The following is a 15,646-nucleotide window of genomic DNA, read 5'->3' as shown; positions in this document are numbered from 1 at the left end:
ATGAAGAAGGAAATATTTGAGCCGTTTAATATCAGCGACAATAATTTTGAACAATGTGTTAAGTGTACAATTTGTACAGTGTATTGTCCTGTTCTGGAGGTAAATCCTGAATATCCGGGTCCTAAACAATCAGGTCCCGATGGGGAACGATTACGTTTAAAGGATCCCGGTTTTTACGACGAGGCATTAAAATTATGTTTAAACTGTAAACGTTGTGAGATTGCTTGTCCTCATGGTGTGAAAATTGGAGATATCATCCAGATGGCACGCATCAAACACAGTAAGAAAAAACCAAAGTTTAGAGATATGATTTTGGCCAATACGGATATTGTAGGAACCATGGCAAGCACATTTGCACCCATTGTAAACCCTATGGTTGCCCTTAAGCCTGTCCGTCGAATAATGGATGGTGTGCTTAAAATAGATCATCACCGTATATTTCCGAAATATGCAGGGATGAGGTTCGAAACATGGTACCGCAGATATGCGGCCAAGAAACAAAAGGATTTTAAGAAACATGTCAGCTATTTTCATGGCTGTTATGTGAATTATAACTTTCCACAACAAGGTAAGGATCTCATTAAGATTATGAATGCGGCAGGTTATGGTGTTCATCTTCTTGAAAAGGAAAAATGCTGTGGGGTGGCTTTAATATCCAATGGTTTGATTAAACAAGCTACCAAACAAGCACGACATAATGTTGAGGCCTTTAAGAAATCTATTGTAGAGAAGAAGATGCCGGTTATCTCGACTTCTTCAACTTGTATATTTACGATTCGCGATGAATACCCACATTTGTTAGGTGTGGAGAATAAAGAAATTCGTGATGAAAGTGAATTGGCAACCCGTTTCTTATTTCGTTTAGTCGATTCTGGAAAGCTTAAGCTGGTTTTCAAAAAGGATTACAAAAAGCGTATTGCTTATCATACCCCATGTCATATGGAAAAGCTGGGTTGGTCTATTTATTCAACTTCGCTATTGCGAATGATTCCAGGAGTGGACTTTGTGACGCTTGAATCACGATGTTGTGGTATTGCAGGAACTTATGGATTTAAGAAAGAGAATTACGAAACCTCACAGGGCATTGGTAAACCTCTATTCGATCAAATAGATAACTCTGATGTTGATTTTGTAGCTACAGACTGTGAAACCTGTAAGTGGCAAATTGAGATGTCAACATCAAGATTGGTGCAGCATCCAATCTCTATACTTGCAGAAGCATTGGATGTGGAAGCTACTATGAAACTATGGCAAGAGCAAAATGTCGAAAGTCTAGAAGAATGCCCTAATTAGTAAGGCACACATTAAAAAAGAAGTTAGATTAAGTAAAGGTTAGTTTTAGAGATGAATGCCGTAAATATAGGATAAGTAACACCTATATATGCGGCATTTTTTTATACAAACGGGTCTTAGTTTGAATGAGATATTATAGCTTATCTCTACTACAAAAGTGTTTTTGTATTAATGTGAGTAATGTGCTTGTATTAATGGGTTTTGCGATATAATCATTACACCCTGACTCTAGCGCTTTTTTTCTATCTCTTGCTAATCCATAAGCTGTTTGTGCAATAATAATAATAACTTTATTAAACTGGCGTATTTGTTTTGTGGCTTCATAGCCATCCATTTTTGGCATTTTAATATCCATTAAAATCAAGTCAATATCTGAATTGTTGCGACATGCTTCAACAGCTTCAATCCCGTTAGTGACTTTTATAATTTTATTGCTGAATTTTTCAATGGAAATAGTTAATAATGAATCTGAAATTTCATCATCTTCTGCAATTAAAATATTTAATCCTTCAACTTCAGGAGGAATAATCTGATCTTGTTTATCTAGTGTTATCACATTATCAGTAAGGGGTTCTTCATTTTTTTCAGATTGATAAGGCAAAGTGAAATAAAAAGTAGACCCATATCCTTCTTCGCTTTCCACCCAAATAGTACCGCCAAGCATTTCGATATATGATTTGGTAATTGATAGCCCCAAACCTGCTCCTTGTAGAGCCATTTTATCAACTATGTCAGCTTGGATAAATCGTTTGAAAATAGCTTCTAATCGTTCTTCGTGAATTCCTATCCCCGTATCTTTCACGTAAAATTCTAGATTTGCACCCTTCTTATTATAGCCAAACTCTATGGAACCGTAGTTCGTATATTTAATAGCATTCTTAACAAGGTTTGTTATGATAGCAAAGACTTTCTCACGGTCGGTGAAAATGATCGATTTTTCTGATGGTAATGTGTTATTGAAAGTAAGTTTGAGTCCTTTTTCTTCAATTTCTGGCTTGAAAAAAGTGTAGATATATTCTATTTGCTCATTTATATTCGATTCATTCAGATCGATTTTCATTAGACCAGCTTCAATCTTCGAAATATCTATAATATCATTGATAATATTTAGCATTCGAATACCGCTTTTCTCAATTATATCGATAAATTTTTTCTGCTTATCGGTTTCAAGTTGTGGGTTTTTAAGCAAACCCGCAAAGCCTAGTATCCCATTCATTGGAGTGCGAATTTCATGGCTCATATTGGAAAGGAAAGCTGATTTTAAACGATCACTTTCTTCTGCTTTTTCTTTGGCTTCAATTAGTTCCGATTCAGTTTGTTTTAATTTTGAAATATCAACATTCGTTCCAAGTAAACGATACACATGACCATTTTCATCAAGAAGAGGTTTAATTGTTGTACTTAGATTAACCTTTTTGTCAAGGAGTATTCTTTCCTCATATAAAGTGGTTGATTCTTTTGAACTAACCACCTTATCATATAAGTTTTTGACATAATCTACCAATTCCGCATCATATTTATTTAGTAATACATTGATGTTACGCCCAGCTAATTCAGAATTCTTAAAACCAATAATTTTTTCAGAGATTGGATTACTGGAATTAAAAATATATTCATTTTCTTCATCTATGTCAACAACAAATATTCCATTTGGCGAAGAGTTAAAATATTCTTTGAACATTTTCTCACTAAGCTCAGCACGTTCTATGGCAATTCTTAATTCCTCGTTTGTTTGATTAAGTTCTTCGTTTTGCGCTTCAATTTTAGCGGTTTGTTTTTGCAACAATAAGGCTGCTTTTTTTCTTTCCGTAATATTTGCCATGGTACCAACCATACGCATGGCTTGTCCGTTCTCATCCCTTTCTACAACACTTCCTCTGCCAAATACCCATATCCAGTGTCCTGATTTTGTTCTAAGTCGATGTTCTCTTTTCCAAAAGTCTGTATTCCCTTTTAAATGATCTTGAATACTTGCAATAATCACCTCTCTATCATCTGGATGGATTCTATTTAGCCAAGATTCGTATTCCGGATTTACACTTGTCTCACCTAGTATTTTTGAATAAGACGGGCTAAAATAAACTGTTCCTGTTTGTATATTCCAGTCCCAAAGACCATCCATAGTGGCATCCATTGAGAGTCGATACTTCTCTTCGCTATTTTGTAATAATTGAATGGATTCGGTCTCTTTTGTAATATCACGAGAGTTATAAAGAAGATAATTCTTTCCATCTACCGAGTTAAATATTGGCGTATATGATGTCTCAGAATAATAGGGTTTTTCCTTAAGAATAAAGCTTTCTGTGATAATTATTTGTTTTTTAGTATCAATAGCTTTCTGATAATAATCAACCGTATAATCGAAAAGTTCTCTCTCAAGCTGAAGAGTATCAATAACTAATTCTTTTAAGTTTTTTCCAGTTAGATCTTTTTCTGTATGTTCAAATCCAAACTTATTTATCGTATTTATGTATGAATTATTTGCTGCAATAACTTTAAATTTTTTAATTCCTTCATATCTTGATAGTAATTGCGAATCTTTGGTGTTGTTAAATACCGCAGACAGATAATTTTGACTGTCTCTTAATTTAAGATCTAAAAGGTTACTTTCGGTAATATCTGTATGAGTTCCGACAATTCGAATTGCTTCACCATTATCATTAAAAATAGCCTCAGCTTTTGAAAGAATATCAATCCAATGCCCATCTTTGTGTTTCATTTTAAACTCCAACACAAAACGATCTATTTCCTTATTGATTAATTTTTGTTGGTGCTCCCATGATTTTTTAGAATCCTCTTCATTGACTCTTTCTTCCCAAACTGAAAAATCGTTCGGAAGTTCATGATCCTGATAGCCTAGCATATTTTTCCAAGCTGGAGAGTAATAGATATCATTAGTTTCGAGGTTCCAATCAAATAATCCATCATTAGAGGCTTTCATTGCTAGCTTAAATCTTTCCTCGCTTTGTTCGGCTCTATTTATAGATTCTATTAGTTCCTGCTCAGCTTGTTTACGTTTGCTTACGTCTGTAAAAGCAATAGCTACTTGTCCATCACATACTTTCCAAGCATTAATTTCATAATATTTGCCTAGTTCGACTCCATAATTTTCATGACTTTCAAATTTGCCAGTTTTATCAACTTTTTCGTATGATTTTAACCAATGATTTTCAACAATCCCAAATAGGTCTTTCGCTCGTTTACCTATTAATTCCGCTTTCTTTTTATTCACGAGTTTTTCAAACGCAGAGTTTACTTGAATATAATAATAGTCTATTACCTTATCATTTTTATCATAGATGAGTTCGATAATTTGGAACATAACAGCCATAGAATCAAAAATCCCCTTATAGTTCTTTTCGATTTTTTCTAGTTTATCTTTTTCTCCAGGATTGTTATGTTTCATAACGACTCTCTTTGTTTAAATCTTATCTATTTCTAGTTTGAAATTTTGCTTGATATTGCTAAGATATTTGTTGATATTCGTTTGGTGATAAAGGATTTAATTTAGTAAATAAAAACTGAATATAAAATTTACTAGATTTTTTGCAAGCAGCTTAGGTTAGGAATTAATATTTATATACACTTGAACGGAACCTAAATTTAGCTGTAGGGGATAACATCATATGTTTGCCGCATTTTATCACGGTAGCTATCGGATTGGGAACTTGCAAAGCTTCGATAGTTATTTCTAATTTAATTATAGATAAAGGAACGCGATACTACCGACCATAGGGAGTTCAGTGAAGCTAATCGCCCATCAACAGGGGGCAGTAGTGTTGTTAAGCTTTTTCTGTTTTTCATTTGTGAGTTATCCGATGAATTTTCATCATATAGAGTAATCATCGGATAACTGACCAATTATTTATCGATAAAGGAACGTGATACTACCGAAACGAAGTGTAGATCAGCGAAGCTAATCGCACACCAGCTTGGTGCATGTTAGCTGTTGTTTATTATTTATTTTTCGGATAATTGAGTGATGAAGCTAGATTCGGATTTATGAATTGAATTATATGTGTTACTTTTGAAGCATTGAAATATTCCATCATTAATCTTTAGTTTATGCCATATCAAGATATGTTTGTTCTTTTCTGGGAACAGGTAGAAGAAAGTGTGCAAGAAGGCCGTTTTGCCAAGTTAACCATGGCAAAGACCATTGGTAAGCCTAACTTGAGAAATATATTTGTCAGACCAGTCAATTCTGAGGATGGCTTTAAGGTCTTAGTGAAATTGCGTTACAGATCTAAAGAGACCGAGGATGAGGAAAGCGAACTTACACTAGAAGAGGCTTTTGTTGTCTTGAAATCACATCTAAAGAAGCATTTTTTTTCTGTTCTGTTATTTACCACAACAAAGGATGTTACTTTCAAAATTAACAAAAAGGGTGCGGGTAGCATTACCGAGAATTTGCCAACATTTCGTGAGGTTACACAAGCTCAAAATGATTCGGAATAACTGGGCTCTTAGCTAGTAAGCCAAAAGATATATTTTAAAAAGAAAGCCTTGCAGATCTATGATTTGCAAGGCTTTCCTTTTATTACGGTCTTGCGAAGTTTAGTTGACTCCCGATAGCTAACAGGATTAAAACTGTCTCCAATTGTTACCGAGGATTGTATCCTGTGGTTTTTAATTTATGAATAATGGAACGCGATACTACCGAAACCAAGTGTAGATCAGCGAAGCTAACGCGCACCAACAGGGTGTAATGTTGTAGCCAGTGCTATATTATTTATTTCGTTGACAAAATGCCCTAATAATTGGTTCTGCTTTTTTAAGATCAGATTCTTGGATAAAAAAATCAATTGCAGATGGGCCACCTCCAAAAAATCCTGCTAATACTCCAGAATTATAGTCATTTTGGATTAAACCAGATATCCCAATTTGATCTAATTCGTCATTAAGCAGGTTTACTTCTAATTCTGTACCTGAAAATACTCTTCTAATTTTATTTTCTTCTTTCATTTTGTTAAATTCTTATCCTTTAAATAGGCTTGATGGTCCCGACTCGTAGGGATTAATTGAACTATCCCGATTGCTATTGGAATAAAAATGCTCATCAGCGCCTATTAAATTTTGCTTTTGTTACCACACGTTTTTTTCACATATTCATATGATGAAACCCTAGATGAAAATTATCATCTGATATAAATCTGTTAAAAAATATATCTAGAAAACTCTTTAAGTCTTTATTCATAGGTTTTGTTTCGCTCAGAAATCCAAATCTTGGGTTTAAACTATGATATAAAGTTTTATCTTCTCTTTGCTTAAAAATACTATTACATAGAATTATCATCCCAAAATTCATTTCTTTATTCAAATACCCAAACCCTTTAAACAGCTCTTTGATAATTTCATTAATGTTAAGATTAAGTATCTTCTCATATGCTATAATATTGGTTATATCAATAAGCAATGCACATCTTTCGTTTGAGTATGGTTTGTTATTTTTTTCTAAAATACACTTTGTTATTTTTGAAAGAATTATTTCTTTTGATTTCGGTGGGTTTACAAATTTAAGAGTTGTTAATTCTATTCCCAGTTGCGTTTCATTGTGTTTAAATATTAGGTCAGGTTCAATTCCGTCAACACCTCTATTTAAATCATTAATAATATCAGGATTCGCCTTTATCAATTTTGAGTGGATATAGACTTCAAATTTTTCTCCCCAAAAGTTTAATTCGCCTTTAGTCTCATTGATTTTTTCAATATATCGGTCAAATGATTTTTTGTCAAAATCTTTAATATTACTCAAACCATTCAAAAAGTCCATATGAAATAATTCAAATTGTCTATTTAAAATTTCATTTGAACTACTCATTCTGTTTAAAAATTCAACAAGAACTTTATTTTTCTTAGTTTCTATTCCAAGCAATGAATAACCATTTTGAATTCTGTCTTTCATCTTAAAATGTGTGGTGACGTGTGTGTAAACGTAACTAGTTACGTTTATATCTCTTTTATCTATTTCAATTTATACGTTTATCCTTCTAATTTAGCTGTGTAAACGTATTAGGCTGTTTTTATTGTCTATTTTCTTATTTCAAAACAGTTTCTTCCATTGCTTAATCTAAACGTTTAAGTATAGTCTGTTGGTACATATGCTTTGAAATAGAAATCTAAAATTAAGTAAAATTGATGGATTAAAACTAATGTTCATATTGTAAAACTGAATTTAGTTTTAGAGGGTTTATATGAGAATTATTGAAAAAAGGAATCCGACTTGGTTTCCTTTTTCTATTTTTGTGCCCATAATCAAAACAAGAGTCAAAGATGAGGAAGTTGAAAAATAGCGAACTAAATCGCAAAAGTATCGATGAGTTTAAAACGGCAGAGAAAACACCATTCATTATTGTGTTGGACAATGTGCGTAGCTTAAACAATATTGGTTCAGTCTTTCGTACATCTGATGCTCTTTTGGTTGAGGCAATTTACCTGTGTGGTATTACTGCGACACCACCGCATCGCGATTTGCACAAAACAGCTTTGGGTGCTGAAGATTCTGTGGCTTGGAAATATTTTGAGAAAACAGAAGATGCTGTTGCCGATCTTAAGGCGAAAGGTTTCGATGTCTATTCAATTGAGCAAGCTGAGAATTCGATTTCTTTACCTGATTTTGAAATTGAGTCGGAAAAGAAATATGCTTTTGTTTTTGGTAACGAGGTGAAAGGTGTACAACAATCTATTGTTGATGCTTCTGAGGCGTGTATTGAGATTCCTCAGTTTGGAACCAAGCATTCATTTAATATCTCGGTAAGTTGTGGTATTGTACTTTGGGATTTATTCTCTAAGTTGAGATACTAAAAACTGTCCCTCGCAAAGGGCGCTAAGTTTTTCCGCAGATGTCGCAAAGAGATAATCTACTGTTGTTAAATCTTTGCGTTCTTGTAATTTTTCTCTGCGTGCTTTGCGTGAAATTTAAATTTATCTTATTGAGAGATGAATGTCTTAAACATTGAATTCTAAGGTAACAATGGTTCCTGGGAACTCTTTGCGGGTAAGCTTTGAGAATCTACGGTGCTTCACTTGTTTCCATACACCATTTCCCGATATAATTTGAATTTTACCATCGTTTTGCTCAATAAACTGACGAATGGTAAATAATCCCATACCATTGTGTTTAAATGGTTTTGATGTTGATCCTGACTCAACAGCCCATTGGATGGCTCCCATGCCATTTTGAGCCTTTTTTAAGACACCAGTTGCTAATTGTGGAATACTGGCTCCTCTATTTACAATACTAATGATTAGCTTCTTATTGTGTACCGATACGTAATGTGATATAAAGAGCTCTTTACGATTGCTATGAGTAAAAGCATTTCGGAATATCTCAGCGACACATAGCTCAATTGCCATTTTTAGCTGAGGGTTAAGCGCAACATCCGGACGTTCCGGGAATATTTTATTTTCCAGATAATCGGTTAGTTCACTTTCATCATCACTTTTAAAGAATTGGCATTTGATAAGGCTCTTCCAGACATCTTTTTTCATGCCACCTCTAATCATTTTCTTGGTATAGAAAAGGTTAAGGATGGAATCTTGAAGATTGATTAAACGAACCTTATTTTTACGTCTCTCAAGATCCATAATAAGACTTCCTAATACAGCAAATAGATTGGATTCAATAAGTTTAGTCTCATGAAAATTCAGAACAATTTCGTCCTTTATCAATTGCTTCGTAGAGGTGTACAATTCCGTTAGGAACAAATGACTCTGAAAGTTATTAGTAAGTTTTTTAGGGATAATGATTTCCATATTGCTTTGTGTTGAATTCAAAATTTTAAAAAGATGATACTTCTTCCAGTAGTTACTTGAACTACCTCTTTTGGTTTAAAAGTATCATAGTTTACAAAATGGAGAAATTTCAGTGGCGACTAAGATATAAAATATCCATCAGATCCATATATCCTTGACCAATTTAGATGGTTTTGGACTTGTAATTTGATGAATAGAAGAAAATTATAAAGTATATGAGCGAAAAAAAACGGCCCTTTAGAGAGCCGTTTTTTTTATATGCTTTAAGATTGAGTTTAATTACTCAACAATAGCTTTGAATTCTGCATTTTCAAAAACTGTATAGAATTCAAGATCTGACTTAGCGAAAGCTTTCAATGAAGCATCCTTAGCAGTAGCTGATTTCAAGTTAGAGAAAATTAAGTTGTTGTTGTTAGTTCTTGCACCAACAATAGCTTTAAGGTAATCAACCATAGCGTCATCACTTGTGTTCTTGTTCAATTTCTCAAGAGCAACTGTGTATTTTCCAGCTAAGATGTTTGCTAAAGCAGAGTTTACAGCGTAACACTCACCAAACTGCTGAGTTGCTAGATCGTACTGAGCTTTCTTGATAGCAACGATACCTAAGTTATAGTTTACTTCTTGACCTGCACCTGTAGCAGCACCAAACAATACTTCAGCTTCAGCAACATTACCTTTTACTAATTCTACAGCACCTAAATTGTTTTTAACAACTGGGTTGTTAGCAGAAAGTTGATCAGCTTTGTCGAAGTTAGCTTTAGCTTCGTCGATTTTCTTCATTCCGAATAAAACCATACCAGCATCGTTATGAGATCTCCAGTCAGCAGCAAATTGTTTCTTAGCTGTGTTGTAGATAGCTAATTTTTCACTTGCTACTTCAGTAAGAGTTGCAGCATAAAGCAATTCTTCTACGTTCAATTCAGCAGGATTGTTCTTAGCAAGATCTTTAATTTCTTCGTCAGATTTTCCAATGTTATCAACGTTTACTAAGAATTTAGCTCTTCTCAGTTTAGGAAGAATTTCTTCTTTAACTTCAGAGAAAGCAGCAGAAATATTCTTGATTTCTTTTTCACGTACTTCAGGATCTGAGTACATAGAAAGAACACGTAGAATTAATTCTTTATCTCTAATGTTAGACGCTTGCATTAATTTTTTGAATCCATCCCAGTCCTCAGGAGTTACATTAGACTTGAAGAACTCTTCGCTAGCGTAATCAGAAAGTTTAGCTTTCTTCATTGATTTCTTCACATACTTAGAAGAAGTAACTTCACGCTTACCAGCTAATTTCTCATTGAAATCTTCTTTTCCATCTGGAGATGCATAAGCAGAAACCTCAATGCCTTTATATTCTTTCTTAGCGTCAGCTTCAACAGTTTTGAAGTACTCGCTTAGAGCTTTAATATCTTCGCTTCTCATTTCTGACCAACGAACGTTAGAGCTGTTGATTAGGTAATGAAGATCAGCTTCTTTAGTTTCAGCAATGATTCTTTTGAAAGCATCTTTACCAATAATGTTAGCAGGCTTGTTTTGAACAAGAGTAGCAGTTGCTTTAACACCTTGTGCAATCTTCACAGGATCGAAATCCAATGTCTTTTCACCTTTTTGAGCTGTCATTCTAACCTCAAGATCAGAAATACGCATTGCTTTTTCGTAATCGATAGATCCTTTGTAAGTAATTGTTTTACCAGCCTCGTAAGGTACTACCATTGCATTTCCCTGAACTTTTTCACCTTGAAGAGTTTTAGGAGCAAAAGCAACTTCGCCACCTTCAAATTTCAATACTGGAGTTGCAATTAAAATTGCTTTCTTGTTGAAATAGTTAGCAGGTATTCTAACGCTAACCTCAACATCAACTTTTCCCGCGTGAGTTTCAAGAAGCTCAGGAGTTACATTGTAATCAATGTCACTTGCGTTTTTTTTCATCTTACTCATTCCAGCACAACCAGAAAGTAAGGCACCAGCTAATAGCATTGCTGCTAAGTGATTAAGTTTCATTTTTCTCATGATAATAACTTAAATATGTTGTTGTAATTAATTAAAAAAGGATATAGAAACAAATTTAATAAAAAAATATTAACCAAAAGATTCAATTTTGATTAATGTTTGAATACTTATCTATTAGATTATGACTCTATTGAGACCTTTATTGTGTTTGGTATTAAAGATCGCATCACAGATTTTCGAATAGTCAGACTTATCTCCCATAAAATCGATGTTATTCGTGTCAATAACGAGGAAATTCAGATCTTGTTGTTGCTTGAAGAAAGAAAAATAAGAGTTCTGAATTTTCAAAAGGTAATCAGCTGTGATTTCTTGCTCGTAACCTCGACCTCTTTTCTTTATATTCGCCAATAACTTGTCCACATCAGAATGTAAATAGACATATAGATCTGGCTTTGGTAAGGAGTTGTAGATGATATGAAAAAACTGACTGTATAGTTTATATTCGTCATCCTGAAGTGTTTGTTTAGAGAAAATCAAAGACTTCATAAAGTAGTAATCAGCAATGGTGAACGATTTAAATAAATCTTGCTCACTCAGTTCATTTTTTAATTGATTGTATCTATCGGCTAAGAATGACATTTCAAGAGGGAATGAGTATTTCTCAGGTTCCTCATAAAACTTGGGTAGGAAAGGGTTCTCTGCAAACTGTTCCAGAATAAGTTTTGCGTTGAATTCTGAGGCAATTTTGTTTGATAAAGAGGTTTTTCCGGCACCTATATTTCCTTCGATGACGATAAAATTATAATCCATTAAATATGTATTTCTGATTTGGATGCGTAAAAATATAAAATGCAGTTTAAATAATAGGCCTTTTTAAAAATAAGAGTAGCCATTGTTGATAAAAAAAAATAATGACTACTCCTGTAAATTCTAGTCGATATACCTTAAGTTATTTTATGTCAGGGCTTATATCCATGTTATAAAAGATGAATGACCAAATATCTGCATATTCTTCAATTTGCTTTGATGTTGGCATACCAGCACCATGACCTGCATTCGATTCAATTCTTATAAGAACAGGTTTATTTCCTTTATATTTTTCTTGTAGCGTGGCCATATATTTGAATGAATGAGCGGGTACCACTCTGTCATCATGATCTGCCGTTGTAACCATTACAGCAGGATAGGCTTTATTCTCAATATTGTGAATAGGCGAGTATTTATAGAGATAATTAAACATCTCAGCGTTATCCTCACTGGTTCCGTAATCGCCGGCCCAAGCCCAACCGATCGTGAATTTATGGTAGCGTAGCATATCCATAACCCCCACTTCAGGAATAGCGACCTTGAAAAGATCGGGACGTTGATTGATAACAGCACCAACTAATAAACCTCCGTTTGAGCCACCTTTTAAGGCTAACTTATTAGCATTGGTGTATTTATTCTCGATTAGGTATTCAGCTGCTGAAATACAATCGTCGAATACATTTTGCTTCTTCATTTTTGTACCAGCCTGATGCCAATCTTCGCCATATTCACCGCCACCTCGTAGGTTGGCAACAACGTAGACGCCACCATTTTCTAACCAGACTAAACGGCGAGGGGTGAAGTAGGGTGTTAAACTAACATTAAACCCGCCATAGCCATATAATAAACAAGGGTTCTTGCCATCCAATTGTGTTCCTTTTTTGTAGATAATAAACATAGGAACTTGAGTGCCATCCTTACTTGTATAGAATTTCTGTTCGGTAATAAAATCTTCAGGATTGAAGTTGATCTTAGGTTGATAAAATATTTCTGATTTCTTTGTTTCGAAATTATACTTGTAGGCAATTTCTGGTGATGTGAATGATTCGAAGCTGTAAAATGCGTCTTTCTCATCTTTCTTACCAGAAAAACTTCCTGCTGTACCAATTCCTGGTAATTCAAAATCAGAATCGAAACTACCATCTAAGTTTAAAATTTCGATTTTTGAATAAGCATCTTGCATGTAAGTGGCTACAATTTTACCACCAGCAAGTTTTACACCACTCAAAACATTCTCTTTTTCAGGAATGATGTCTTTCCAATTCTCTTTTGATGGATTCTTAACATCGACAGATACCAAGCGGTATTTTGGAGAACCGTTATTAGTGTACATCAATAGGCTACCATTGATATCATCAATAATATTGTGATCGAATGTTAATTCGTCGGTAATCAATTTAAAATCGGCTCCTTTTTTGTCAAGTTCCTTAAAATAAAGTGCGTTCCCATGTGATGCAGACATGGCTGAAAGAATTAAATATTTTTCGTCATCGGTAACTGAAGCACCGTATAGTCGTTTTGGGAATTTAGAATCCTGATAGACCAACTCATCTTCAGATTGCTTATTACCTAACCTGTGATAATAGACTTTATGGTATTCATTAGAGTTGGACAGTTCAGTACCTACTTTTGGTGCATCGTATGCCGCATAGTAGAAACCATCTTTATACCAGGAAACACCTGAGAATTTAATCCACATCAAATGGTCACTGATATCTTCACCTGTAGCAATGTCTTTAATATACACTTCGTTCCAATCCGATCCTGATCGAGCAATTAAATAGGCCAGGTATTTGCTATCGCTGGAAACAGATATGCCTGCAAGAGCAACTGTTCCATCTTCGGATAATTGATTCGGATTGAGAAGTACACGGGGCTCCTCGTCAAGTTTTGATTGGACGTATAAGACCGATTGGTTTTGTAAACCATCGTTTCGATAATGGAAATACAAATCGCCCTTTTTAAAGGGAACACCAACCTTAGGGTAGTTCCAAACTTCGGTTAGGCGTTCTTTAATCTTTGCTTTGAAAGGAATCGCATTAAGAAATTGGTCTGTTACTTTATTTTGCTCAATAACCCAAGCTTTGGTTTCTTCAGAATTATCGTCTTCTAACCATCTGTACGGATCGGCAACTGTGGTTTTGAAATAAAGATCTGTGCTGTCAACTTTCTTTGAAATGGGGTAGTTCATTTTTGTTCTTTCGTTGGAACAGGAAACCATTATCGAAAAGCAAAATAATGGCAAAATTAGTTTTTTCATGACTTGAGCTTAATGATTAGAAGTAGAACTTAAGTGACATCAGTTTACTATCCAGATGATTTATCTGAATGAAAAGTATTTGTCTAAATTAAGAAATATAAATCTAATAAGTCAATTCTTATGTTGGTCTATGAGAAAGGAAGCTCTGTCTGTTAGGCTTTTAAAGTTGCTTCCCCGTTCGTGCCTGATGCTTGTCTTTTTTAGCTCCAAGGAGATTCCCAACTATCATTCCTACTCCAGCACACATGAAAAAGATGTGGGGATTGAAGCTGTAGAAAAGGCCATAGCTTAAAAGTAGACCAAAGGCAACGCCAACTAGGGTAAAGATACCAGAATACGTGTAAGTGAAATGATGCGCTTGGTATATTTGATGCTCGTCTTTAAGATGTTTAATAAGTTTCTCAACTCTTTTTTCGTACTCACTGCGATCGACACCCGATTTATTGATTAGGCGATCCAGTTCATTCACAATTTTCTCAAGTTCTTTCTTACCATGTTTGCAGTTCAGACAATTTTTGTTCTTGTCTTTATCTTGCAATGCAGCTATACGCTTAAGTTTTTCAATTTGATAGAAGCGATAATCCTTTATAGAGATATGATCTTCAATTTGATTGTCAATGTTAGTATTGATGCTATTGAGCCAAGAGTTTTGCATAGAATAAAAATATTTTGTACAAATTTAATGAAATAAAGAGAGAAATACTTACAAGTTTCTCACATGGAGATAAGTCATTTATATATATCATTATAATGATTTTAGTGATATGTATTTACTTAGTTGTATGATTGGGATTTACCTACTACCTTTGTGCATTCAGAAAAAATAGAATAATAAGTAGACAAATGGCAAAGCAAAGACAAGAAATGTTGTTCGGGATTAGAGCAACAATGGAAGCGATAAATAGTGAAAAAGAAATTGAGAAAGTATTGATTCGTAACGGTCTTGCTGGACCATTGTACAATGAGTTTTTCGAATTGGTTCGCACAAAAGATGTGCAATATCAATTTGTTCCAAAAGAAAAAATCGATGCACTAGATCAAAGAAATAATCAAGGTGTTATTGCTATAATTGCTCCAATTGCTTATCAAGAAATTGAAGATGTATTGCCAGAGATTATGGTTGGAGGGAAAATTCCTTTAATCTTGGTTTTGGATCAGATTACAGATGTTAGAAACTTTGGGGCTATTGCTCGTTCTGCTGAATGTGCAGGTGTACAGGCTATCGTGATTCCTTTCAAGAATTCGGCTAAGGTAACTCCAGATGCGATTAAAACATCCGCTGGTGCCTTATACAATATTCCTGTTTGTCGTGTACAAAACCTTAAGACTTTAGTTCGTACTTTTAAGCAAGAAGGTATTCGTATTGTTGCAGCTACTGAGAAGGGTGATAAGATGTATACTGAAGCTGACTTGACTTTAGCAACCGCAATCATTATGGGATCTGAGGATGTGGGTATTGAAGATGGTTTATTACGTCTTGCTGATGAGCAAGTAAAGATTCCAATTTTAGGATCTATTGAATCATTAAATGTATCTGTTGCTTCTTCATTAATGATTTATGAGGCTGTTAGACAAAGAAATTTGTAA

The 15,646-nt window shown here is 34.3% G+C and carries 12 protein-coding genes; 4 read left to right on the top strand and 8 right to left on the bottom strand.

What is annotated here, in order from left to right; translation table 11 throughout:
* A complete protein-coding gene (gene glpC / locus ACXR6G_RS13660; RefSeq protein ID WP_458361995.1) occupies positions 1 to 1,293 on the top strand; it encodes an anaerobic glycerol-3-phosphate dehydrogenase subunit GlpC in 1,293 nt (430 codons plus the stop codon).
* A gap of 133 nt (positions 1,294 to 1,426) precedes the next feature.
* On the opposite strand, the gene ACXR6G_RS13655 is transcribed toward glpC, so the two are convergent.
* Complete coding sequence (locus ACXR6G_RS13655; protein ID WP_458361994.1) at positions 1,427 to 4,699, bottom strand: PAS domain-containing hybrid sensor histidine kinase/response regulator; 3,273 nt, start codon at positions 4,697 to 4,699, stop codon at positions 1,427 to 1,429.
* 659 nt (positions 4,700 to 5,358) lie between these two features.
* On the opposite strand from ACXR6G_RS13655, the gene ACXR6G_RS13650 reads away from it, so the two are divergent.
* Positions 5,359 to 5,751, top strand: coding sequence for a hypothetical protein (locus tag ACXR6G_RS13650; protein WP_458361993.1), 393 nt, complete (start codon positions 5,359 to 5,361; stop codon positions 5,749 to 5,751).
* 270 nt (positions 5,752 to 6,021) lie between these two features.
* On the opposite strand, the gene ACXR6G_RS13645 is transcribed toward ACXR6G_RS13650, so the two are convergent.
* Together ACXR6G_RS13645 and ACXR6G_RS13640 are read right to left on the bottom strand one after the other, a co-directional pair.
* Positions 6,022 to 6,258, bottom strand: a complete 237-nt coding sequence (locus tag ACXR6G_RS13645; protein WP_458361992.1) for a hypothetical protein — start codon at positions 6,256 to 6,258, stop codon at positions 6,022 to 6,024.
* A 136-nt stretch (positions 6,259 to 6,394) separates the two neighbouring features.
* Positions 6,395 to 7,198 carry a hypothetical protein gene (locus ACXR6G_RS13640; protein ID WP_458361991.1) on the bottom strand — a complete coding sequence of 268 codons (804 nt, stop codon included), beginning with the start codon at positions 7,196 to 7,198 and terminating at the stop codon, positions 6,395 to 6,397.
* Between the two features lie 368 nt (positions 7,199 to 7,566).
* Between ACXR6G_RS13640 and ACXR6G_RS13635 the strand changes: the two genes are divergently transcribed.
* A complete protein-coding gene (locus ACXR6G_RS13635; RefSeq protein WP_458361990.1) occupies positions 7,567 to 8,097 on the top strand; it encodes an RNA methyltransferase in 531 nt (176 codons plus the stop codon).
* Positions 8,098 to 8,241: 144 nt separating this feature from the next.
* On the opposite strand, the gene ACXR6G_RS13630 is transcribed toward ACXR6G_RS13635, so the two are convergent.
* The 5 genes from ACXR6G_RS13630 to ACXR6G_RS13610 form a co-directional block, all read right to left on the bottom strand.
* Positions 8,242 to 9,048 (bottom strand): hypothetical protein, encoded by an 807-nt coding sequence (locus ACXR6G_RS13630; RefSeq protein WP_458361989.1) that lies wholly within the window; start codon positions 9,046 to 9,048, stop codon positions 8,242 to 8,244.
* A gap of 279 nt (positions 9,049 to 9,327) precedes the next feature.
* A complete protein-coding gene (locus ACXR6G_RS13625) occupies positions 9,328 to 11,052 on the bottom strand; it encodes a tetratricopeptide repeat protein (protein WP_458361988.1) in 1,725 nt (574 codons plus the stop codon).
* Positions 11,053 to 11,166: 114 nt separating this feature from the next.
* Positions 11,167 to 11,802 (bottom strand): deoxynucleoside kinase, encoded by a 636-nt coding sequence (locus tag ACXR6G_RS13620; protein ID WP_458361987.1) that lies wholly within the window; start codon positions 11,800 to 11,802, stop codon positions 11,167 to 11,169.
* A 139-nt stretch (positions 11,803 to 11,941) separates the two neighbouring features.
* Complete coding sequence (locus ACXR6G_RS13615) at positions 11,942 to 14,059, bottom strand: prolyl oligopeptidase family serine peptidase (protein ID WP_458361986.1); 2,118 nt, start codon at positions 14,057 to 14,059, stop codon at positions 11,942 to 11,944.
* A gap of 160 nt (positions 14,060 to 14,219) precedes the next feature.
* Positions 14,220 to 14,714, bottom strand: coding sequence for a hypothetical protein (locus ACXR6G_RS13610; RefSeq protein ID WP_458361985.1), 495 nt, complete (start codon positions 14,712 to 14,714; stop codon positions 14,220 to 14,222).
* A gap of 188 nt (positions 14,715 to 14,902) precedes the next feature.
* Between ACXR6G_RS13610 and rlmB the strand changes: the two genes are divergently transcribed.
* Positions 14,903 to 15,646, top strand: coding sequence for a 23S rRNA (guanosine(2251)-2'-O)-methyltransferase RlmB (gene rlmB / locus ACXR6G_RS13605; protein ID WP_458361984.1), 744 nt, complete (start codon positions 14,903 to 14,905; stop codon positions 15,644 to 15,646).

This window comes from Ancylomarina sp. YFZ004, from assembly GCF_054254355.1.
Note: the sequence above shows the minus strand (reverse complement) of the source record. Positions and strands in the feature narration are given on the sequence as shown.

What these genes read in the sequence shown, in the direction of transcription:
- ACXR6G_RS13635 (WP_458361990.1), top strand. Translation starts at nt 7,567, where the DNA reads ATGAGGAAGTTGAAAAATAGCGAACTAAATCGCAAAAGTATCGATGAG.
- ACXR6G_RS13610 (WP_458361985.1), bottom strand. Translation starts at nt 14,714, where the DNA reads ATGCAAAACTCTTGGCTCAATAGCATCAATACTAACATTGACAATCAA.
- glpC (WP_458361995.1), top strand. Translation starts at nt 1, where the DNA reads ATGAAGAAGGAAATATTTGAGCCGTTTAATATCAGCGACAATAATTTT.
- ACXR6G_RS13620 (WP_458361987.1), bottom strand. Translation starts at nt 11,802, where the DNA reads ATGGATTATAATTTTATCGTCATCGAAGGAAATATAGGTGCCGGAAAA.
- ACXR6G_RS13630 (WP_458361989.1), bottom strand. Translation starts at nt 9,048, where the DNA reads ATGGAAATCATTATCCCTAAAAAACTTACTAATAACTTTCAGAGTCAT.
- ACXR6G_RS13625 (WP_458361988.1), bottom strand. Translation starts at nt 11,052, where the DNA reads ATGAGAAAAATGAAACTTAATCACTTAGCAGCAATGCTATTAGCTGGT.
- ACXR6G_RS13645 (WP_458361992.1), bottom strand. Translation starts at nt 6,258, where the DNA reads ATGAAAGAAGAAAATAAAATTAGAAGAGTATTTTCAGGTACAGAATTA.
- ACXR6G_RS13640 (WP_458361991.1), bottom strand. Translation starts at nt 7,198, where the DNA reads ATGAAAGACAGAATTCAAAATGGTTATTCATTGCTTGGAATAGAAACT.
- rlmB (WP_458361984.1), top strand. Translation starts at nt 14,903, where the DNA reads ATGGCAAAGCAAAGACAAGAAATGTTGTTCGGGATTAGAGCAACAATG.
- ACXR6G_RS13655 (WP_458361994.1), bottom strand. Translation starts at nt 4,699, where the DNA reads ATGAAACATAACAATCCTGGAGAAAAAGATAAACTAGAAAAAATCGAA.
- ACXR6G_RS13650 (WP_458361993.1), top strand. Translation starts at nt 5,359, where the DNA reads ATGCCATATCAAGATATGTTTGTTCTTTTCTGGGAACAGGTAGAAGAA.
- ACXR6G_RS13615 (WP_458361986.1), bottom strand. Translation starts at nt 14,059, where the DNA reads ATGAAAAAACTAATTTTGCCATTATTTTGCTTTTCGATAATGGTTTCC.